Consider the following 21108-nt stretch of genomic DNA (forward strand, 5'->3'; position numbering starts at 1 on the left):
AGCCAGCCAAATCCACACGCGTAGATCCGTGTGTGGATGCGACCGTAAGGCGCGTTACGCACCGTGGCAAGACCATCGCGGCTTCGGCGAGGCCGATTGCGGTGCCCCAGATCAACCGGGAAGGGACGGATTCCCCGTACCTGACACGGTGTCACCTCGTTCGGCGCCCGGCCCCGGAAGGCGGCCCCAGTTGCCGCGCCGGGCGTGGCGCAGGAGCACCGGGTCGTCGCCCACCACCACGGGGTGTCCGACCTCGGCGAGGAGCGGCAGGTCCGCGGCCTCGTCCGCGTAGGCGTAGCAGCGGGCGGCCGGCACGCGGCGGTCGCGCAGCAGGGCTCGGGCCGCGTACCCCTTGCCCTGGCCGGTCATGGGGGCTCCGGGGCGGGAGCACAGCACGGCGTCGGGCGCGAGGTCGTGGGTTATCGGCGCGAGAGCGGCGGCGCTCGCGCGGGTGACCAGCACGACGAGGTGCCCGAGCGCGGCGTGGCCGTGCAGTGCGGCGAGGACCGGCGGGTGCCAGAGCCGGCCGAGCGGCGCGGCGAGCGAGGCCAGGTCGGGGGCGGCGAGGAGGGTGCCCTCCACGTCGAAGAAGACGACGGCGGCGGGCACCTGGGGGCGGCGCTCCGGGCGGGCGCGGGTGGTCGTGTCCATTGCCAGGGACCATGCCCACCTGGACGGGCGGCTCAATCCCCAATTTTCAACGTTCTGTTGAACTCGTCCGGAATTCCGCCCCGCGGGCCGTCTGCGCCTGGACCGCCGCGCCCGGGTTCTGCGCATGGGTGAGCGTCTCCCAGGCGACGAAGAGGTCGTCGGTGCCGCTCGGGCGCTGCTGCTGCGCCAGCCTGCGCGTCTCGGGCAGTGTCATGTGCAGCCGGTTCTGGAGGTGGTTGAGCAGCACCTCGACGTCGGGGCCGAGGGACCGGTCGATCCTGCCCGCGCAGAGCCAGGCCGGAGCCTTGGCGCCCAGCTGGTAGTGCGCGTGGAATTCGAGCGCCGCCTTCAGCCGTTCGGCCGTGGGCCCGTACAGGTCGATGCCCTGCTGCCAGGCCGTCTCCGCGACGTGGGCGGAGGCGGCCAGGGAGTAGCCGACGTGCATGAAGTTGCGGCACGTCTCCTGGCCGAGCCCGTCCTGGTAGGTGCGCTGTCCGAACCAGTACGTCGCCAGCTTGTCCGGGGTGATCATGGAGCCGCCGGGTGGCGGCTTGGGCAGGGCGCCGTCCGAGGCGAGGTAGAAGTAGGCGGGGACGCGGGCGCGGTAGCGCTCCAGGGCGTCCTTGAACACCTGGTGGTCCTCGACGAACACGGCGATGCCGATCGCCGCGTCCGTCATCGCGAGTTCCCAGTTCCCGTTGTAGTCGGGGACCTTGGCGCTCACTGCGGGCAGATACGCCTTGCGCAGCATCCACTTGAATCGCTGCACCGCCGGCGCCCGCCACTGCGGATACCCCGCGTGCACGATGTCGGCGGCCCGCGCCCAGGTCGAACCCGCCCAGGCGGTCTGGAGGTCCGCGTTGCCCTCGGTGTGCCGCTTCATCACCTGCGCCCAGCCGTCCATGATCTCGACGGCCTTCCTCGCGTGCGCCTCGTTGCCGTTCACCGTCCACAGCAGCGCCTGCGTGTACGCGGCGATGGCGTCCTCGCGCTCGGAGACGCAGGCGGGCGGCCCGGCGTTGGGCGGGCACGGCACCGTCTCGACGGGGTGCGGGGTGTAGCGCAGCGAGCCGTAGCGGCTCGCCTTCATCTTCTCGTACGCGGAGTGCCACGGCTCCTGGCCGGCCCGCACCTTCTCGCGCACGGTGTCGAGCTGGCTCCGGCCGACGACCACGCCGGGGTGGTGGAAGACCAGCGTCGAGGGGTCCGCGCGGCCCACGGCGGAGGCGGTGGACACGCGGGGTGCGGGGGCACAGGCGGCGAGCAGCGCCAGCGCGCCGACCGCGGCGACGACGGCCGTCCGCGGCGGGCGGCGGCGCCGTCCGGCGCGGGGACGGCTCTGTGACGGAGTGAACACGCTCCTACGGTCGCCCGGTGCACACCCTGGCGCAGGATCTGTTGCGCCGAACAGGCAGGCCGCGGCGTTGCGGGATCAGCGGGCCGGGTGCGACACGGTGCCGACGGCGACGTACCCCAGGTCGGCGGGGGCGGCGCCGGGAGACCAGGCGTCGAGCAGTGCGCCGAGGCCGGGCGGCCAGATCTGCTCCGCCGTGCGCGCCAGCTCGTCCGGGGTCCACCAACGGGTGCCGAGGATGCCCTCCGCGCGATGGCCGGCCGTGGCCTCGGGCGTCGGCTCCCGCCGGGGCACCCGGGCCTCGGCCAGGTAGACGTGCTCGTGCTGGCGCACGGGCACCCCGGCGCGGGTGAAGTCGTGGGTCCAGGTGCACAGCAGCGGGCCCGGTTCGAGCTCCGCCCAGCCGGTCTCCTCGCGCAGCTCGCGACGGGCACCCTCGCGCGGGGACTCCCCCGGATCGAGGCCGCCACCCGGAAGGGCCCAGTGCGGGCCGACCTCTTCGTTGTCGTACCGCAGCAGGAACACCGCGCCCAGCGGATCCCTCACGACCGTGCGGGCCGCCGCTCTTGGCCTACGGGCACCCGGAACGCTCACGCGGCGACGGCGGGCGGCGGAGCGCAGTCGGACACGATCTCGTCCATGGACAGGCCGAGGACGGAGGCGAGCGCCGCCACGGTGAAGAAGGCGGGGGTAGGGGCCCGGCCCGTCTCGATCTTGCGGAGGGTCTCGGCGGAGAGGCCCGCCGCGGCCGCGATCTCCGGCATGCTGCGGTCCCCACGGGCCGAGCGCAGCAACCGGCCGAGCCGTTCGCCGCGTGCACGCTCTTCGGGGGTGAGTGGGGTGCGGACCATGCGCCGATTCTAGCCCCGGCGCCACGGCGGCATGGCGGCACGTGAAAATGCACCTTCCCCGCCCCTCGGAGGTGCGCCGGGCCCCTCCGCGCGGGCCGGGCGCGGGGACGCGGGACACCGGGGCACGGAGCGGCGGCGGGCGACGCCCGCGGGTCTGCCCGGCCCCGCGGAGGTGACGGATCGTCAGTTGTTGGCCAGGAACCGCTGGGCCAGCGTGTCACCGAGGGCCACCGCGGCCCCGTGGTCCTCGATCGGCTCGGCCTGGGCGCCCTTGAACAGGATGTACGTGACGTCGGATTCGGCGCCGCCCGACCTCGGGCTGGGGTTGATGCCGAGCGCCTTGGCGGTGGCGTACGACGCCTCTCCGATGGAGGAGGCGGGACCGGTGTCACCGACCACGGCGTACACGACCTTGTCGCCGTGGATGACGGCGGCGACCCCGCCCCCCTCGATGCCGGCCGCACGGTAGTCCCAGACGGGGCTGGGGTTGGGCACCACGACGTAGGGCAGCTTCTCCGCGTCGAGCGGCCTGTCGTCGCTCTGGTGGAAGCGGGTGTCGGGCTGGAACCACGGGTCGGTCCTCTTGTTGCAGAGCCTGCCGCGGCGGCCGTCGCAGTCGATGTCCAGGTCCGCCTTCCAGAACACGGCTCCGTTCGCGCCGCAGACCGGCACGGTCGGCGGGGCGCCGGCGTCCGTGCGGTACCTGCCGTGGGAGATCTGGTCGCAGCTCGTCACCTTGGCGAGGAGTTCGGCCGCGCCGACCGTGCCTTCGGGCGCCGAGGCGGGTGCGCCGGCGGCGGGCGGGCCCGCGACGGACATGCGGGCGGCGGACGCGCGGGCGGCGGCGGCGCCGGGAACGGGTGCGCCGGGGACGGTGGCGCCCTGCGCGGTGGCGGGCAGAGTCGTGGCGAGCAGGGCGGCGCCGGCGGCGGCGAGGGCGAGCGTTCTGGAGCGCACGGAGAAAACCCTTCTGTCAGGAAAGGTGCTTTACCCGTTGTGCGCCGTGTGCGCCTCCTGGTGGTGACGGCGTCGATCGCCTCCGCGGCGCGAGGCCCGTGGCCCCCGGCGGTTCAGCCGGGGGCCACGGGCCTCCTGAGTGCCGTGGAAGGGAGTTACCGCTTTCCACTCGGATGGACCACGAGGGCCGACCCGCCGCCCCGCCGCACCGTCTCGGCGGCGGCGAGCCAGCGCCCGTCCGGCAGGCGCTGCACTCCGGTCGCCGCGCCGATCTCCGGATTGAGCGTGAAGGAGTGGCCGAGCGCTTCGAGGCGGGCCCGCAGCGGGCTGTTGTAGAGGGCGGGTTCCAGCTCGGTCCGGGCCGCGTTGCGCTGGCTGGCGCGCGGCGCCGCGATCGCGTCGACGAGCGGCATGCCCCGGTCCAGGTGGTTGACGAGCGTCTGGAGGACGGTGGTGATGATGGTCGCCCCGCCCGGCGAACCGAGCGCGAGCACCGGCTTGTGCTGCCGGTCGAGCACGATCGTCGGCGAGATGGAGGAGCGCGGCCGCTTGCCGGGGCCGGGCAGGTTCGGGTCGTGGACCGCGGGGCTGGCCGGGGCGAAGGAGAAGTCGGTCAGCTCGTTGTTCAGCAGGAAGCCGCGGCCGGGCACGGTCATGGCGCTGCCGCCGGTCTGCTCGATGGTCAGCGTGTACGCGACGACGTTGCCCCACTTGTCGGCCACCGTGAGGTGGGTGGTGTTGTCGCCCTCGTACGTGGTCGGGGCCGCGGTGCCCGAGGTCCCGCACGCCGTCGGGTGGCGCGGGTCGCCGGGGGCGAGGGGGCTGGTCAAGGCCGCGTCGTCCTTGATCAGGCAGGCCCGCGAGTCGGCGAAGCGCTGCGAGAGCAGACCCTTGGTCGGTACGTTCTCGAACGCGGCGTCACCGACCCAGCGGCCCCGGTCCGCGAACGCGATGCGGCTCGCCTCGATGTAGTGGTGGAGGAACTGCACGTCCGACGCCTTCGACAGGTCGGTGCGCTCCAGGATGTTGAGCGCCTCGCCGACGGTCGTGCCGCCGGAGCTCGACGGGGCCATGCCGTACACGTCGAGCCCGCGGTAGTTCACCTCGGTGGGCGCCTGGTACTTGGCCCCGTAGGCCCGGAGGTCCTTCTCGCTCAGGTCACCGGGGCGCACCGCACGGGTGGAGGCGGGGTCGACGGGCGGATTGCGCACCGTACGGACGATGTCCCTGCCGAGGTCGCCCCGGTAGACGGCGCCGACGCCCTTGCGGCCCAACTCCTCGTAGGTGCGCGCCAGATCGGGGTTCTTGAAGGTCGAGCCGACCACCGGGAGCTGCCCGCCGGGCAGGAACAGCCTGGCGGTGTCGGGGAAGTCCGCGAAGCGGGCCTGGTTGTCCTTGGTCTGGGAGCGGAAGGTGTCGTCGACGGTGAAGCCGTCGCGCGCGAGCCGTTCCGCGGGCTTCAGGAGCGTGCTCAGGGACTCGCTTCCCCAGGCGTGCAGGGCCCTGTCCCAGGTGGCGGCGGTGCCCGGCGTTCCGACGCTGAGCCCGCTGGTCACCGCGTCCGCGAAGGGCAGCGGCTTGCCGTTCTCCAGGAAGAGCGAGGAGGTGGCCGACGTGGGGGCCGTCTCGCGGCCGTCGACGGTGTGCACGGAGCGGGACTTCGCGTCGTAGTAGACGAAGAAGCCGCCCCCGCCGATCCCCGACGAGTACGGCTCGGTGACGCCGAGCGCGGCGGCGGTGGCGACGGCCGCGTCCACCGCGTTGCCGCCGTTCTTGAGGACCTGGAGACCGGCGGCGGACGCGTCGGCGTCCACGCTCGACACCGCTCCCCCGTAGCCGACCGCCTCCGGGACCTTGGCCGGTGTTCGGCCGCCGGGCGGCGCGGCCGTCGTGGGCGGGGCCGCGGCGACCGAGGCGGCGACCGCGGCCGCCGCGGCGAGGAGGGACAGGGTGCGGACAGCAGGACGACGCATGCAGACCTCCCGTTGGCGAACGTCCGCGCAGCGTAACGCTGTCCCGGCGGTGACGTCATGAGCACGTCGAACGCGGGGGCGAACTCCCGCTAACATGCGCGCCCATGAATGACGACGTACGCAACATCGTCCTCGGCGTGGTGGCCGCGGGCATAAGCGCCGCCTTCGGCTGGCTCGCCCGTACCTACCTCTGGAAGCGCAGGCTCCGCCGCAAGCAGGCGTTCTTCGGGCTGCCGGACCACTCCGAATGTCTGCTGGTCGTCAACCGCGCCGCCACGCACGAGGGCTCGGTGCACCGCTTCGACGTGTTCGCCCTCCTCGAACTCTCCTCGCTCATCAAGGACTGCGGGGCGCACGCCCGGATCATCCAGCACGACCTCGCCCAGCAGGGCTTCGGCGAGCGCACCGAGTTCTGTCTCGGCGGGCCGTACTCGAACCGGCGGATGGCCGCCCACCTCGTCTCGCTGCTGCCGGGCGTGAAGATGAACGTGGACGCCGAACCGAGCCCCGACCGGGGCACCTTCCAGATCGGCTCCGAGCGCTACCGGCTGGAGAACGGCGTCGTCGAACATGTGCTCCTGGCCCGGGTCACCCCCGGGCAGGACTCCCGCCCGGTGTTCCTGTTCTGCGGTCAGTCCGCGATCACCAACCAGGCCGCCACCCGCTATCTGGCGCGCAACGCCGAGAAGCTCGCCCGCAAGTACGGCAGCGGCTCGTTCTGTCTGCTCCTCAAAGTCGTCAACTCGCAGGCGTACGGGCCCGACGTGGTGGAGCTCGTCGCCGATGTGACGCGGGCCGCCCAGGAGCCCGCCCCCGCGGTCCGCACCTCGCACCGGGCCGCCGGCTAACTCACCCTCAGATGCAGCGACTTGATGCCGTTGATGAAGTTGGACACCAGGCGCCGGGGCGCGGCCGCGAGTTCGGTGCGGGGCAGGACGCGCAGCGCCTCCTCGTGCAGCACCCTCAGTTGCAGCCGGGCGAAGTGTGCGCCGAGGCATACGTGCGGGCCGTCGCCGAAGGAGACGTGCGGGTTCGGTGCGCGGGTGAGGTCCAGGCGGTGCGGGTCGCTGAAGACGCGTTCGTCGTGGTTGGCGGAGGCGTGGAAGACGACGACCTTGTCCCCGGCCGCGATCCGCCGCCCCGCGAGTTCGGTGTCCCGCACGGCGGTGCGCCGGAAGCTCAGCACCGGCGGATGCCACCGCAGGAGTTCCTCGACGGCGGTGTCCACCGCGACCTGATGATTCATCAACACGGCGCGCTGGGAGGGATGTTGCGCGAGAGCCAGCAGCCCTCCGGGCGCCGCGCCGCGCACGGTGTCGTTGCCCGCCACGGTCAGCAGGAAGAAGAACATCTCCAGTTCGGCGCCGCCGAGTTCGCCGTGGGCGAGCGAGGTCATGATGTCGTCGCCCGGCCGCTCCCGCTTGTACGCGGCGAGTTGCCGGGCGTACGCGAACATCTCGGCGAGCATCGCGGGCGAGCGCGGGTTGACGGGCCGCCCGTCGTCGCCGGTGACCCGGGGCTCGTCCGGGTCCTGGTAGGCGATGACGCGTTCGGTCCATTCGAGCAGGAGGCCCCGGTCGCCCGGCGGGACGCCCAGCAGGTCGGTGAGGTTGAGCAGCGCGTAGTCGTCGGTGACGTCGGCGACCAGATCGCACACGCCGTCCTCGGCGCCGTCGCGGGCCGCGGTGAGCAGGGCGCGGGCCCGTTCGCGGGCCAGTGCCTCGAAGCGTTCGATGCGGCCCGGTGTGAAGGCGCGGCTCACCAGGCGGCGCAGCCTGCCGTGGTCCTGGTGCGCCGGGTCGTCGGCGCCGGGGCCCGTGCGGGGGTCCTGGTTGAGCATCATGCGGCGGATGAACGGCAGGTCCGCGGGGTCGGGGTCGCGGATCTGGGTGGCGCCGAGCGCGGAGGAGTAGCTGCCGGCGTCCTTGAGGACGCGTACGACGTCGGCGTGGCGGGTCACCGCCCAGAAGCCGGGCCCGGCCGGCCAGCCGAGCACCTCGGGCTCCGCCTGCCACGCGACGGGCAGGTGGTCGCGCAGCTCGCGGTAGGCGGCGTACGGCGGTCCCGCGGCATACAGGCGCGGGTCGAAGACATCGGGTGCGTCATTCGTCACGCGTGGCCTCGGACATGGTCGGACGCGTGGCCTCAGACATGGTCGGCCCGCAGGAAGTCCTCGACGGTGCGGATGAGGTCGAGCGGCGCCTCGTCCATGGCGTGGTGTCCGGCGTGGGGCAGTTCGACGAGCTGGCCCGCGGGGTACCAGCGCATCCATGTCCCGCGCAGGAAGGCGGCGTTGATCGCCGGGTCGAGCGCGCCGGCCACCGCGAGGGCGGGCACCGGGGAGCCCTCGGTCTCCTCGTGGAAGTCCTCGCCCGCCCAGGAGTCGAGCCAGGCGCGGAACGCCTTGGGGTCGCTGCGTTCCACCGAGCGCCAGGTCATGCGGTCGAGCCAGGCGTCGGGGCGGTTGCCGCCGGTGGTGAGGTCGATGATGGCCCGGCGCTTGGCGGGCCGCTCGGCGGCCGCGGTGAACAGCGCCCGCGTCGCCTCGTCCATGGGCATGCCGCTCGCCGGGACGGGCGATATGCCGACCATGCGGCGCACCCGGTCGGGGGCGGCGGCCAGGACGCGCTGGACGACGGCGCCGCCCATCGAGTGGCCGATCAGCGAGAAGCGGTGCCAGCCCAGCCGGTCGGCGAGCGCCAGTATGTCGCCGGCGCCCTCGCTGGTGGTGAACGCGCCGGCGGCGTCCCGCGCCTCGCCGTAGCCGCGCAGGTCGACGAAGGCGTAGGTGAAGACGGCGGCGTCCAGGTCGGGGAGGACCGCGGCGAAGTCGCCGCGGTCGGCGAGCCAGCCGTGCACGGCGACGACCCGGTGCGGTCCGTCGCCGTGGAGGGTGTGGGGCAGCGTGAATCCGGCCATGGGTACTCCGATTCCGGACGGCGGTCGTCGGCGTACGGCCCGCGGTGGTGCTGTCGGCGTGCGGGACGTACGCGTACACGGTGGCGGTCGCCCTGCCGCGAGGCAAGAAGCCGGTCAGAACTGCCAGGGACTGCGCACGGGTTGCGCCGTACGGTCGTCGACGGCGACCTCCGCCGGGGCCAGTCGCCGCACCTCTTCGAGGGCGGCGGCCGCGTCGAAGGCGAAGAGCTGCTCCTCGAAGCAGAGGCCGTGCGCGCCCGCGGGCCGCCCGAGCACGGGCGCCAGGCGCCGGTACATGGACCGGGGGCGGCTGACGTAGGGAAGCGCGGGCGAGCGCAGGTCCACGACGAGGAAGCGGCGCACCTTGGGGCCGGTCCGCAGGGCGATGGCGCTCACGGCGCCGACGTCGTCCCAGTCGATGCGTCCGGCCAGCCAGGTCGGCAGCCGCACGGTGAGCGTGTCGGCGTCCACGTCGATGCGCAGCGGGCGCAGCAGGTAGCCCACGAAGACGGCGGCGACACCCAGCAGGACCACGCCCGCGACGGCCATCACCGGGCCGGCGACGTCGCCGTTGGGACCGTCGAAGACGGCGGCGACCGCGAGCCACCAGACCACGGCCACCGCGATCGAGGCGAGCGGGACCCAGATCAGGGGGCGCCGCAGCGGCAGGACGATCGGGTCGGCCGCGGGCTGTATGGGGCTGGCTGAATTGTCCACACGCAGAGCTTGGTCCGTCGGCGGCCCCCGCGCCAGAGTGTTACCCATGGGTTTACTGAATTGAAGTCAACGAGCGGCACGCACCGCCCGGCGCATCGCACGGCGCGCGGGACGGGTCGCGCGGAGCGAGCCGCGCGGATCAGGTCGTGCAGCCGACGTTTTCGAGCGCACTCCCCTGCCCGGTGCCCCTGATCGTCACCTTCAGGTCCGTACCGCGCGCCACCGCCCGCAGGGCCGTGCAGGCGATCTGCCGCCGGGCGACCAGGGTGAGCTTCGAGACGTCCTGGCCGAACACGACGGTCACCTCGCCCTCGCCCACCGCCATCCTCAACGGGCTCTTCCACGGCGGGAGTTCGGTGCGCAGCCCGGCCGCCCTCTCGTCCGCGTCCGGCCCCGCGAACAGCAACGGAAGGGACGGCCGCGGGGCGCCCGCGCGCACCACGGGCATCAGGCCGTCGGGGCCGACGAAATAGAGCACGGTGCCGTCGACGGCGGGCGGCAGGGCCTGCGCGGACGCGGGGTCGCCCACCGCGATGACGTCGGTGGACTGGATGCCGCAGCCCGCGGCGAGGAGCGCGGCGGGCAGCAGGACGAGCGCGGCCAGGGCGCGCGGCGCCGTGATCGTGAACCTCATCGCGCCGCCTGTGCCGGCGCGGCCGCACCGAGGCCGGTGGGCAGCTCGACGGTGAAGACGGCGCCGCCCCCCGGTGCGTTCGCCGCGCCGACGGTACCGCCGTGCAGCCGTACGTTCTCCATGGTGATGGCGAGTCCGAGGCCGCTGCCGGCCGAGCGGGTACGGGCCGCGTCCGCCTTGAAGAAGCGGTCGAAGATGTGCGGAAGGACGGCCGCGTCGATGCCGGGACCCGCGTCGGCGACCTCGACGACCAGCGGGCCGTCCCCGAGAGCCGGGCGCAGCCGCACGGTCACCGGCTCCGAGCCGTGCCGCAGGGCGTTGCCGACGAGGTTGGCCACCACGATGTCGAAGCGCCTGGGGTCGATCATCGCCCTTACGCCGTCCGGGAGTTCGGCGATCACCCGGTCCTGCCAGTGCCGTCCCTGGAGGGTCTTGCGGATGGCCTCGGCGACATCGACCTCGTCGGTGTTGAGCTCGGCGGCCTTGGCGTCGAAGCGGGAGATCTCCATGAGGTCCTCGACGAGGGTGGCGAGCTTGCCGGTCTCGGCCGAGATGAGGCGCACCGCGCGCGCCGTGTCCGGGTCGAGACCGTCGGCGTCCTCGTCCAGGACCTCGGTCACGGCCAGCATGCCCGCGAGCGGGGTGCGCAGTTCGTGGCTGACGTCGGAGGCGAAGCGCCTGGCCCGCGCCTCGGCCTTCTGCAACTCCTCGACCGAGCGCTCCAGCGCCTCGGCCGACTCGTTGAACGTCCAGGCCAGATCGGCGAGTTCGTCCGACCCCTTGACCTCGATGCGGGTGTCGAGGCGGCCCTTGCCCATGCTGCTGGCGGCCCGCCGCAGATCGCGCACCGGGCGCAGCACGCTGCGGGCGGCGAGGAGCGCGGGGACCACGGCGACGGCGAGGGCGGGCAGTGCGCCGTTCTTGGCGGCCGAGACCATCGCCTCGATGGTGATGCTCTCCGTCTTCAGGTCCATCACCGCGTAGAGGTAGATCCCGCTGCGCTGCTCGTCGGCGCCGCTGCGGTCGAACATCACGGGCATGCCGATGGTCAGGTACGGGGTGCCGTCCTGGATCACCCGCTGGAACGAGCCGTGCGCGTTGGCATGGGTCTGGCGGCGCAGCTCGTCGGTGATGACGGTGGAGGTGGGCCGGCTGGTGGAGGAGGCACGCAGGGTGCCGTACTCGGCGAAGACGAACCAGGGGTGCGGCTTGCCCGCCCTGGCCAGGGTGCGGCTGGCGTTCTGCAGCGCGGCGGTCGAGGTGGGGAGCGAGAAGTACTCGTTGGCTATCTGTTCGCGGAACTGCTCGACGGCCTGGTCCTGGGCCTGTTTGAGGATGGCCGAGCGGGCCGACTGGTAGGTGAGGGCCGCGGTGGTGACCGCGCTGATCGCGGCCACCAGGAGGAAGGCGGCGATCAGCCGGGTGCGCAGGCCGGGGCGCAGCGCGCGGCGGAGCGGGAACCTCACAGCGGCCCGAAGCGGTAGCCGAAGCCGCGCACGGTCTGTATGTAGCGGGGCGCGCCGTCGGGGCCGGCGGTGTCGCCGAGCTTCTGGCGCAGTCGCCGCACACAGGCGTCGACCAGCCGGGCGTCGCCGTGGTAACTGTGCTCCCACACCGATTCCAGGAGCTGCTGCCGGCTGAAGACCTGCTCGGGCGAGGCCGCGAGGTGGAGCAGGAGCTTGAGTTCGGACGGCGCGAGCGCGAGGCGCTCGCCGTTCCTGGCGGCGGTCAGGCCCGCCCGGTCGAGGGCGAGCTCGCCGTGGACCTCCGGGCCCGAGCGCGCGGCCGGATCGGCGAGGCGGCGCAGGACGGCCCTGATGCGGGCTTCGATGACCTCGGTGCGGGCGGGCTTGACGATGTAGTCGTCGGCGCCCGCTTCGAGGCCGATCACCACGTCGAAGTCGTCGCCGCGCGCGGTGAGCATGATGATCGGCAGCTGGCTGGTCTCGCGTATCCTGCGGCAGACCTGGACGCCGTTCATGCCGGGCAGCATCAGGTCGAGCAGCACGAGTTCGGGGTGGAAGGCCTTCAGCGAGGCGAGCCCGGCCTCTCCGGTCCCGGCCGTCCGTACCTCGTGGCCGCGCCTGCGCAGGCCGAGTTCGACCCCTTCGCGCACGGAGGGGTCGTCTTCTATGAGGAGCACGCGAGGCATAGGCGTCAGTATCCCAAGGGTCTGGATTGTCCCGTCACCGGGCTCGGTGTCTGCCGCCGGCGGGGCGCACCTTGTCGAGCACGGCGTTGATGTCGGTGAGGCCGAGCGGCCGGGCGAGCAGCGCGAGGACGAGGACGAGCGCGACGGTTCCCGCGCCGGCCGCGGCGACACTGCCGAGCGGATCGGCGGCGCGGGCCGCCCCGTAGCCGAGCGCCGCGGCGGGCACACAGGCCGCGAGGAGCCGCAGATGGGCGAGGACCGCGGGAGAGCGCAGCGGGCGGCCGCCGCCGAGCCTGCGGTCGAGGGTGTACGCGGTGGCCGTGAGCCCCGCGCAGAGCGCCACGGTGTAGGCCCCGGCGATCCCGGTCACCGCCCAGCGCGTCGGGAGCACGGCGTAGGCGACGGCGGTGAGCGCGGCGTTCAGTCCCGCGATGACGAGGTTGAGCAGGAACGGGGTGCGGGTGTCGCCCAGCGCGTAGAAGCCGCGCGACAGGACGTACTGTCCCGACAGCGCGACGAGGCCGGGTGCGAACGCCATGAGCATGCCCGCCATCACCGTGATGTCCTCGGCGCCGGTCCTTCCGTACCCGTAGACCGCGCCGAGGATCCACGGCGCGAGCGCGAACAGGGCGCAAGCCGCGGGGACGATCACCGCGGCTGAGGTCCGCAGTCCGTACGACAGGTCGCGCCGCACCTGGGCGAGGTCGCCGTCGGCCGAGGCGCGGCTCATCCTCGGCATCAGGGCGGTGACCAGGGACACGGTGACGATGCCGTGCGGCACCATCCAGAGCACGTAGGCGTTGGTGTAGGCGGTGTAGCCCGCTCCGTCGCCGATGCCTTCGCGCACCGCCGCGGCGCCGGCGGTGGTGGAGAGCCGGGTCACCACCCAGTAGGCGAGCTGGTTGGACACGACGAGCAGCACCGCCCAGCCCGCCGACCTCAGCGGCCGGCCAAGACCCTGGCCGCGCCAGTCGAACCGCGGCCTCCAGCGGAACCCGGCCGAGCGCAACGACGGCACCAGGGCGAGGGCCTGGGCGACGATGCCCGCCGTGGTCCCCCAGCCGAGCAGCCGGGCGTCGGCCGCGCTCAGCGTGCCCGCGCCCTGCGCGGCGAGGCCCAGGTAGAGCCCGAACACCGCGATGACGACGACGTTGTTGAGGACGGGCGTCCACATCATCGCGCCGAATCTGCCACGCGCGTTGAGGACTTGGCCGAACAGCGTGAACAGCCCGTAGAAGAGGATCTGCGGCAGGCAGTAGCGGGCCAGGGCGATGGTGAGACCGGCCTGGGCTCCGCCGTAGTCGGTGTATCCGTGGACGATCGCCGGGGCGGCGAGCACGGCGAGCGCCGTGATCACGACGAGCGCGCAGGCGCACGCCGTCAGCAGCCGGTCGGTGTAGGCGGCGCCGCCGTCGGCGTGTTCCTTGGCGGCGCGCACCAGCTCGGGCACGAAGACCGCGTTGAGGGTGCCGCCGATGAGCAGCATGTAGAGGATGTTGGGGACGTTGTTGGCGACGGCGTACCCGTCGCCGAGCAGCCCGACGCCCAGCGCGGCCGCGATCACCGCGGAGCGTACGAAGCCGGTGGCGCGCGAGACGATCGAGCCCGATGCCATCAGCGCGCTGCTGCGCAGCAGCGCGGGACCGCCGCTCTTGGCCGGCGCGGCGGTCGTGGTCACCGGCGTGCCAGGTACGCCTGGAAGGCGCGATACAGCGCGTTGTTGGCGGTCCCGCCCATGGATGTCTCCCACTCCCCCAGCGTCTCCACGACGTGGCCGCCCGTGCCCAGTTTCCAGCGCAGCAGCCCGAAGGGGCGGTCCTGCGGATCGAGAGTGGAGGGTACCCCGCGCATGTCGTACACCTCGGCGCCGCGGGCGCGGGCGTCCTGGATCATCTGCCATTGCAGCGCGTTGCTGGGGCGCACCTCGCGGCGGTGGTCGGCGGACGCGCCGGTCTGGTACCAGACCCTGCCGCCCACCGTGATCATGGTGTGCGCGGCGAGCACCTCGCCCCGGTGGACGGCGAGGTAGAGCCGCATCCGGCCGGGCTGTTCGGCGTTGAGCGCCGCGTACTGGCGCTCGTAGTACGCGAGGGAGCGGCCGAGGCGGAATCCGTCGCGCTCCTCGGTGATCCTCAGCAGCCGGTAGAACTCGGGCAGGTACTCGGGGCCGCCGACGACGACCTCCACCCCGGCCCGGTCGGCGGCGCGCACGTTGCGCCGCCACTCCTGGTTGAGCCCGGCCCACAGCTGCTCGGTGCTGCGGCCGGCCAGGGGCAGCCGGAAGACGTGGCGGGGCTGCGCGTCGGCGTCGCCGTCGTCGCCGCCGCACCGTTTCCAGCCGCGGGTGCGCAGTCGTTCGGCGACGGCGGAGCCGAGCGGGTCGACCTCGGTGGCCAGGACGTCGCCGATCCGGCGACCGGCCCCGGTGGCGGCCTTGAGGCGGGCGGCCTCCCAGCGCCGGTAGGCGGGCACGGGCCCGATCCGCACCGCGAACGCGCCGGCCCTGCGCAGGTGGCGGAGCAGCGGCCCCAGCCAGCGGTCGATGCCGGGGTCGGACCAGTCGGCGACCGGGCCTTCCGGCAGATAGGCGAAGTATTTCCGGGTGCCGGGGAATTGCCGGTAGAGAATCTGGGCCGCGCCGGTCAATGCGCCGCCGTCGAGGGACCATCCGACCCTTTCGGTGGCCCATTGGTCCTTCACGTCGGCCCACGAAGGACATTGCAGAAAGCTGACGTCGGCGCGGCCCGCGAGAAAGGACCGGTACTCGGCGGTGTCCAGGGCGCGGACCCCGGCGTCCTGGTCTCGGTCCCCGGTCACCAGCAGTGCGGACACGTCCGTGGCCTCCCAAGTGCGCCCCGTCGTCGGCCTCCGGGGATGCACAGGATGCTCACAGCGGTCCATGACCACTTCTCGCGTCGAATGTGACCGGACGATGACCGTTTATGTGCGGTCCTTGTCACAGAGGAAACGCGGAGCTTTCCGGTGCGTCCTGCAACCTGAAGTCCGGCTGGTGACTCTCACCTATGGAAAACGCATGTGCAACGGAGGTCCTTCAGTTGAGCCGCACACCTCGCCATCCCTTCCCCTCCCGCCGGCCCGCCCGCATGGCCGCCGTCGCCGCGACGGCGGCTCTCGCCGCCGCGCTGACGGCGTGCGGGGGCGGGGGATCCTCCTCGGGCGACGGAAAGAGCGACCTCAAGGCCGCCGCGAAGAAGCCGGAGATCTCGGTGAATCTGACGGGCAGTCAGGCCAAGCCCGGTGAGCCGGTGAAGGTCACGCTCGCCGACGGCACGCTGGGGAGCGTCACGGTCACCGACACCAAGGGCGGCACGCTCACCGGGAAGACAGCCCCGGACGGCAGGTCCTGGACCTCCGAGCGCTCGGCCGCACCGGGCACCTCGTACGCCGTCGAGGTCAAGGACGCCAAGGGCGCGACGGCACGGGCCACGTTCGCCACGGCGGCCGCCGGGAAGGTCAACAAGGTGAGCATGGTGCCGGGCAAGGACACGACGGTGGGAGTGGGCCAGCCGGTCTCGATCGTGTTCGACAACCCGGTCAGGAACAGGGCCGAGGTGGAGCGGCACCTCAAGGTGTCGACGTCGAACAACACCGAGGGTTCCTGGGGCTGGATGCAGGACTACTCGGGCAAGGACCGCGTGGACTGGCGCCCCAAGGAGTACTGGAAGTCCGGCACCAAGGTCACCCTCGAAGCCGACCTCAACGGCATCGACTCCGGCACGTCGGGCGGCTGGTTCGTGAAGGACTACAAGACCGACTTCACGATCGGCAGGAACCAGGTCGCCAAGGCCGACCTCAGCACCCACCACCTCAAGCTGTACCGCGACGGCGAGCTGCTGAAGGACATCCCGATGTCGGCGGGCACCCCCGGCGGCGACAAGGCGTCCTGGCGCGGTAAGACCGTCCTGATGGCCAAGGAGGGCACGATCAACATGAACTCCGAGACCGTCGGCCTCGGCAGCTCCTACAACAAGATGGTCGACTACTCGATGCGGCTCACCTGGTCGGGGATGTACGCACACGCGGCACCCTGGAACGGCCCCTACTTCGGCTCCGCCAACAAGAGTTCGGGCTGCATCGGCATGAGCGACGCGGACGCCAAGTCCGTGTACGGGACGGTACAGGTCGGCGACCCGTTCGAGATCACCGGCGACGGCGCGAAGGGCACCCAGGCCCTCAACAACGGCTACGGCGAGTGGAACCTGACGTACGACGCCTGGAAGGCGAAGAGCGCCCTGGCCGCCCCCGCGGCCGGCTGACTCCTGCGGAGAGCGGTGCCCCCGTCGCCCAACTTCACGACGTGGGCCCGCTCCGCATCGAGCACAACCCGCTCGGCACACAGCTGACCTTCTCCTCGCCCGCGTCGGATCCGTCGTCTCCGACGGCGCCGCTCCGCGAGAAGTGATCACCGGCTGCTGCCGGGCGGGCATGGCCCCTGAGCTACTGCACTCCCCCCGGGCCTCAAGGGCCCGGTAGGGGCCCCCTCGGCAGCAGCGTCCCTGGTTCGGCCGGTGCGACGTCCACGGCCTCCGTCTTGGGATTGCGCTTCTGTCTCCTGGCCATCCAGGTGGCGAACCAGGAAAGCAGCATGCACATCCCGATGTAGATCGGTGAGATCACCATCACCACGGGGATGAACGGCAAATCGTAGTCGAGATTCGACGCGATGAGCTTCCCCGCGTGGAGGAACTCCTCATAGGTGATCAGATAGCCGAGCGAGGTGTCCTTCAGGGCGACCACCAGCTGGCTGATGATGGTGGGCAGCATCGCCCTGACCCCCTGCGGGACCAGCACGTACGTCATGACCTGCGTCTTGCGCATGCCGAGCGAGAATGCCGCCTCCTTCTGGCCGCGTTCCACGGAGTTGACACCGGCCCTGAAGACCTCGGCCAGAACCGATCCGTTGTAGAGCGTGAGTCCGGCCACGAGCGCGGGCAGCGGCTGCACCTTCAGCGCCACGAAGATGAAGAAGATCATCACCAGGACGGGCATCGCGCGGAAGAACTCGACGAGCAGCGTCGCCAGCCAGCGCACCGGCCGGTGGTCGGACAGCCGCCCGGTGGCGAGCACCGCGCCGAGCGCGAGCGACAGCACCGAGGCGAACGCGAAGGCCCGCAAGGTGTTGCCGAGCCCTCGAAGGAGCAGCTCCTGGATGCCCTTGTACTCGAACGGCGACCACTTGGCGGAGGTGAACTGGTCGGTGTCGAACAGGAGATACAGGATCCAGCCGATCAGGGCGAGGATCAACGCCGTCGAGATGACTCCGTAGACGAGGTGGCGCTGCCGGGTCTTCGGCCCCGGGATGTCGTAGAGGGCGGTGGACTCGGTGGCCAGTGGCGCGGTCATCGGGCGACTCCCCAGCGCTTTTCGAGGATGTTGAAGACGGCGCTGATGAAGAGGGTGATGATCAGGTAGCCGACGGCGATCCAGACGAAGGTCCAGATGATGTTGTAGCCCAGCTCGCTCAAGGTCTTGTACGTGCCGAGGAGTTCGGTCACGCTGAAAGCCCCGGCGATCGCGGAGTTCTTGGCGAGCGCGATCAGCGTGGAGCCGATCGGCGGGATCACCGAGCGGAACGCCTGGGGCAGCACGACCCCGGAGAGGGTCTGGCCGAAGGTCATCCCGAGGCTTCTGGCCGCCTCTCCCTGGCCCTTGGGCACGGTGTTGATGCCGGCGCGCAGCGCCTCGCAGATGAAGGCGGAGGTGTAGCAGCCGAGCGCGATCACCGCGAAGAGCTGGAAGGGCAGCACCAGGCCGAAGCGCGGCAGCCCGAGCAGGACGGCGAAGAACAGCAGGGTGAGCGGCGTGTTGCGCAGCACGGTCACCCACACCGTGCCGAGCGCCCGGAACGAGCCGACCGGCGACACGCGGCAGGACGCCATGACGAAGCCGAGGACCAGCGCGAGGACCGAGGCGTAGACGGTCAGTTCGACGGTCCCGAGGAAGCCCTTGCCGTACAGCGAGAAGTTCTTGGTGAGTACGTCCATTGCGGCCTCAGCTCGCCGGATAGCGGTCGATGGGCGGCGCGGGCGCCGGGGGTCGCCCGGACAGGCCGAGCGTCGCGGCGTACGCCTTCTTCCAGTCGCCGTTCTTCTCGTGGGCCTCGATGGCGTCGTCGAGGAAGAACCGCAGCGTGTTGTCGCTCTTGGGCACGCCGATGCCGTAGGGCTCCTTGGAGAACGGCTTGCCGACCACCTTGAGTTCGTCGGGCACCTTCGCCGCGTAGCCGCTCAGGATGGTGTCGTCGGTGGTGACGGCCGCGACCTGGAAGGTGAGCAGGTTGTCCACGCACACCGAGTAGGTGTCGTAGGCGACCATGTCGACCTTCGGGTAGTCCTTCTCCATCCGCTGGTACGGGGTGGAGCCTGCGGCCGAGCAGACCCGCTTGCCGTCGAAGTCCTGGGGCGCGGTGAGGTTGTCCTCGTCCGTGCGCACCAGGAGCCCCTGGCCTGCCATGTAGTAGGGCCCCGCGAAGCCGACGAGCTTCTTGCGGTTGTCGTTGATGGTGTACGTGCCGACGTAGTAGTCGATCTGGCCGTTCTGCAGCGCGGTTTCGCGGTTCGCCGAGGCGATCGTCTTGAACTGGATGGTCGACGGATCGAAGCCGAGCGAGGCGGACATCATCTTGGCGATCTCGATGTCGAATCCGGTGTAGACGCCGGTGGCCGGGTCCTTCTCGCCCAGGTAGGGCTGGTCCTCCTTGGCGCCGACGACCAGATGGCCGCGGTTCTTCGCGCGCCGCCACACCGGGGAGCCGGGCAGACTGACGTCCTTGGCCACCGTGTAGTGCGGCAGCAGGGCGGCCTTGGGGCCCTTGACCGGCGGGCTGCCCGACTTGCCGCAGCCGGCCAGGGCCAGGACGAGCAGCAGCGCGGCGAGCGCGCGTCGTGTGGCCATCATCGTTGCGTTCACCCCCCGTTCAGTGCTTGAGGATCTTGGAGAGGAAGTCCTTGGCCCGGTCGCTCCGCGGGTTGGTGAAGAAGTCGTCGGGGGTGCGGTCCTCGATGATGCGTCCGTCCGCCATGAACACGACGCGGTTGGCGGCGGACCGGGCGAAGCCCATCTCGTGGGTGACGACGACCATGGTCATGCCGTCACGGGCGAGCTGCTGCATGACTTCGAGCACCTCGTTGATCATCTCCGGGTCGAGCGCCGACGTGGGCTCGTCGAAGAGCATGACCTTGGGGTCCATGGCCAGGGCGCGGGCGATGGCCACGCGCTGCTGCTGGCCGCCGGAGAGCTGGGCGGGGAGCTTCTCGGCCTGGGAGGCGAGGCCGACCCGGTCGAGGAGTTCGCGGGAACGCCTGTCGGCCTCCTCCTTCTTGCGGCCGCGCACCTTCATCTGGGCCAGCGAGACGTTGGCGAGGACGGTCTTGTGCGCGAAGAGGTTGAACGACTGGAAGACCATGCCGACTTCGGCGCGGAGCTGGGCGAGGCCCTTGCCCTCCGCGGGAAGGGGTCTGCCGTCGATGGCGATGGTGCCCGACTCGATCGTCTCCAGGCGGTTCATCGTCCGGCAGAGCGTCGACTTGCCCGAGCCGGACGGGCCGATGACCACCACCACCTCCCCACGGCCGACCGTGAGGTCGATGTCCTGGAGGACGTGCAGCGTCCCGAAGTACTTGTTGACGTCACGCAGCTCGATCAACGGATCGACGGCCATACGCTGTCCTGCCCACTCATCGCTGTGTCGAGGTCAGCGCAAACTATCCAGCCAGGTAAGGGACTTCATCTCGACACGCGCGAATAGGGCATAAACCGTATTTTGACCGGGGGGCCGCGGGGTGGCACGCGGGGGGCCGTGCAGGGCCCCGGCACGGCCTGGCGAGCCGCGCGGCGAAGGCCCGGCACGGGCCCGGCGGCCTGTCAGCGGGGACCCGTCCTCGGCGGCACCGCGGGGCCGTCGGCGGGTGCCTGGCCGGGGGGCGGCACCGGCCTGGCGAGCCGCGCGGCGAAGGCCCGGCACGGGCCCGGCGGCCTGTCAGCGGGGACCCGTCCTCGGCGGCACCGCGGGGCCGTCGGCGGGTGCCTGGCCGGGGGGCGGCACCGGCCCGGCGGGCTGCGGGTGGCGGCGGCATCGGCCGGGCACTGTCAGAGGGGACCCGGCGCAGGCGCGGCCGGGGTGGTGGCACCGGACTGGCGCACGGTCGGGCGGGGACCCTGTCACGGGACTGGCCGGGGGGCGTGGCACGGCGCCCGGCGGGGTGCCGGCGGGGGTCTGGCATCGGTCCCGCGCGCTGCGGGCGGGGGCCTGGCATCGGTCCCGCGCGCTGCCGGCAGGGGGTCTGGCATCGGTCCCGCGCGCTGCGGGCGGGGGCCTGGCATCGGTCCCGCGCGCTGCGGGCGGAGGCCTGACCGAGGGGTGGGCCGGGGCGGTGGGGGGCCGGTCAGGCTTCGGCGGCCTCGGCGTAGACCTGGAACAGTTCGGGGGCGCCGGTCGCCGCCCAGGTCAGGCCCGCGTCCACCACGTCGATCTCGCGGCCGGAGGCGAGCCGCACCACCGGCTGGCCGCTGGGCCACACGTCCCAGCTCGCGCCCGGCACGGTGCGCACGATGACGGTGCCCAGATACAGGCCGGCGTCGTTGCCCAGCCAGGGCAGTTCCTCCGGGTCCTCGCGCCAGCGCGGGGTCAGCTGGTCCAGGGAGTCCAACGAGGCCGGGGAGTCGTCGAGTTCCAGACTGTTCTGCCAGGCCCTCGTGCGCAGCAGCTCGCACTCCGAGAGCACCTCCGCGACGCCCTGCGGATCCTCCCGGTAGATCGCCGCCACGGACGCCGCCGGGTGCCGCCTGCGCCAGTTCTGGAGGAAGTTCATACGATCCAGACTCCCATTTGAACGGTCAGTAGCACTACGGGGCACGCGGGGCGGCGCCGCGGCGTGCGG

At 72.1% G+C, this 21108-nt stretch carries 21 protein-coding genes; 2 read left to right on the forward strand and 19 right to left on the reverse strand.

Going from position 1 to position 21108, the window contains the following annotated elements; translation table 11 throughout:
- Positions 1-111: 111 nt before the first annotated feature.
- The 6 genes from OG432_RS04980 to ggt form a co-directional block, all read right to left on the reverse strand.
- Positions 112-651 carry an HAD family hydrolase gene (locus tag OG432_RS04980; protein ID WP_328308107.1) on the reverse strand — a complete coding sequence of 180 codons (540 nt, stop codon included), beginning with the start codon at positions 649-651 and terminating at the stop codon, positions 112-114.
- A 46-nt stretch (positions 652-697) separates the two neighbouring features.
- Entirely contained in the window at positions 698-2008 is a 1311-nt protein-coding gene (locus OG432_RS04985) for an alginate lyase family protein (RefSeq protein WP_328308109.1), read from the reverse strand.
- Positions 2009-2083: 75 nt separating this feature from the next.
- The gene (locus OG432_RS04990; RefSeq protein WP_443058340.1) at positions 2084-2599 is read right to left on the reverse strand and encodes an NUDIX hydrolase; all 516 of its coding nucleotides are present in this window, start codon (positions 2597-2599) and stop codon (positions 2084-2086) included.
- On the reverse strand, positions 2596-2856 hold the full coding sequence (locus tag OG432_RS04995) for a helix-turn-helix domain-containing protein (RefSeq protein WP_267057243.1): 261 nt from the start codon (positions 2854-2856) through the stop codon (positions 2596-2598). Before OG432_RS04995 ends, OG432_RS04990 begins: the two co-directional genes overlap by 4 nt.
- Positions 2857-3039: 183 nt before the next feature.
- Positions 3040-3813: a glycoside hydrolase family 75 protein gene (locus OG432_RS05000; protein ID WP_328308114.1), complete on the reverse strand. Its 774-nt coding sequence runs from the start codon at positions 3811-3813 to the stop codon at positions 3040-3042.
- A gap of 155 nt (positions 3814-3968) precedes the next feature.
- Positions 3969-5786, reverse strand: a complete 1818-nt coding sequence (gene ggt, locus OG432_RS05005; protein WP_328308118.1) for a gamma-glutamyltransferase — start codon at positions 5784-5786, stop codon at positions 3969-3971.
- A gap of 104 nt (positions 5787-5890) precedes the next feature.
- On the opposite strand from ggt, the gene OG432_RS05010 reads away from it, so the two are divergent.
- Positions 5891-6634: a hypothetical protein gene (locus tag OG432_RS05010; RefSeq protein WP_328308120.1), complete on the forward strand. Its 744-nt coding sequence runs from the start codon at positions 5891-5893 to the stop codon at positions 6632-6634.
- On the opposite strand, the gene OG432_RS05015 is transcribed toward OG432_RS05010, so the two are convergent.
- The 8 genes from OG432_RS05015 to OG432_RS05050 form a co-directional block, all read right to left on the reverse strand.
- Positions 6631-7899, reverse strand: coding sequence for a cytochrome P450 (locus tag OG432_RS05015; protein ID WP_328308123.1), 1269 nt, complete (start codon positions 7897-7899; stop codon positions 6631-6633). The genes OG432_RS05010 and OG432_RS05015 overlap by 4 nt on opposite strands.
- A 32-nt stretch (positions 7900-7931) precedes the next feature.
- The gene (locus OG432_RS05020) at positions 7932-8705 is read right to left on the reverse strand and encodes an alpha/beta fold hydrolase (RefSeq protein WP_328308125.1); all 774 of its coding nucleotides are present in this window, start codon (positions 8703-8705) and stop codon (positions 7932-7934) included.
- A 114-nt stretch (positions 8706-8819) separates the two neighbouring features.
- On the reverse strand, positions 8820-9422 hold the full coding sequence (locus OG432_RS05025) for a hypothetical protein (protein WP_328308127.1): 603 nt from the start codon (positions 9420-9422) through the stop codon (positions 8820-8822).
- A 139-nt stretch (positions 9423-9561) separates the two neighbouring features.
- Complete coding sequence (locus OG432_RS05030; RefSeq protein ID WP_328308128.1) at positions 9562-10056, reverse strand: hypothetical protein; 495 nt, start codon at positions 10054-10056, stop codon at positions 9562-9564.
- Positions 10053-11522 (reverse strand): HAMP domain-containing sensor histidine kinase, encoded by a 1470-nt coding sequence (locus tag OG432_RS05035; protein ID WP_328308129.1) that lies wholly within the window; start codon positions 11520-11522, stop codon positions 10053-10055. The genes OG432_RS05030 and OG432_RS05035 overlap by 4 nt, the downstream gene beginning before the upstream one ends.
- Complete coding sequence (locus OG432_RS05040) at positions 11519-12208, reverse strand: response regulator transcription factor (RefSeq protein ID WP_328308130.1); 690 nt, start codon at positions 12206-12208, stop codon at positions 11519-11521. Before OG432_RS05040 ends, OG432_RS05035 begins: the two co-directional genes overlap by 4 nt.
- A gap of 34 nt (positions 12209-12242) precedes the next feature.
- On the reverse strand, positions 12243-13886 hold the full coding sequence (gene murJ / locus OG432_RS05045) for a murein biosynthesis integral membrane protein MurJ (RefSeq protein ID WP_328308132.1): 1644 nt from the start codon (positions 13884-13886) through the stop codon (positions 12243-12245).
- Positions 13883-15040, reverse strand: a complete 1158-nt coding sequence (locus OG432_RS05050; protein WP_328308134.1) for a lipid II:glycine glycyltransferase FemX — start codon at positions 15038-15040, stop codon at positions 13883-13885. The genes murJ and OG432_RS05050 overlap by 4 nt, the downstream gene beginning before the upstream one ends.
- Before the next feature lie 272 nt (positions 15041-15312).
- On the opposite strand from OG432_RS05050, the gene OG432_RS05055 reads away from it, so the two are divergent.
- Positions 15313-16485 (forward strand): L,D-transpeptidase, encoded by a 1173-nt coding sequence (locus OG432_RS05055; RefSeq protein WP_328315001.1) that lies wholly within the window; start codon positions 15313-15315, stop codon positions 16483-16485.
- A gap of 202 nt (positions 16486-16687) precedes the next feature.
- Here the strand turns inward: OG432_RS05055 and OG432_RS05060 are convergent, their stop codons facing one another.
- The 5 genes from OG432_RS05060 to OG432_RS05080 all read right to left on the reverse strand — a co-directional run bounded on the left by OG432_RS05060 (position 16688) and on the right by OG432_RS05080 (position 21039).
- Positions 16688-17572, reverse strand: coding sequence for an amino acid ABC transporter permease (locus tag OG432_RS05060; RefSeq protein WP_328308136.1), 885 nt, complete (start codon positions 17570-17572; stop codon positions 16688-16690).
- Positions 17569-18213: an amino acid ABC transporter permease gene (locus tag OG432_RS05065; protein ID WP_328308137.1), complete on the reverse strand. Its 645-nt coding sequence runs from the start codon at positions 18211-18213 to the stop codon at positions 17569-17571. The genes OG432_RS05060 and OG432_RS05065 overlap by 4 nt, the downstream gene beginning before the upstream one ends.
- 7 nt (positions 18214-18220) lie before the next feature.
- Positions 18221-19126, reverse strand: coding sequence for a glutamate ABC transporter substrate-binding protein (locus tag OG432_RS05070; protein WP_328308139.1), 906 nt, complete (start codon positions 19124-19126; stop codon positions 18221-18223).
- Positions 19127-19145: 19 nt separating this feature from the next.
- The gene (locus OG432_RS05075) at positions 19146-19889 is read right to left on the reverse strand and encodes an amino acid ABC transporter ATP-binding protein (RefSeq protein WP_328308141.1); all 744 of its coding nucleotides are present in this window, start codon (positions 19887-19889) and stop codon (positions 19146-19148) included.
- Between the two features lie 724 nt (positions 19890-20613).
- Complete coding sequence (locus tag OG432_RS05080; RefSeq protein ID WP_328308143.1) at positions 20614-21039, reverse strand: DUF6278 family protein; 426 nt, start codon at positions 21037-21039, stop codon at positions 20614-20616.
- Between the last annotated feature and the right edge of the window lie 69 nt (positions 21040-21108).

The sequence above is a fragment of the Streptomyces sp. NBC_00442 genome, from assembly GCF_036014195.1.
GTDB lineage: Bacteria > Actinomycetota > Actinomycetes > Streptomycetales > Streptomycetaceae > Streptomyces.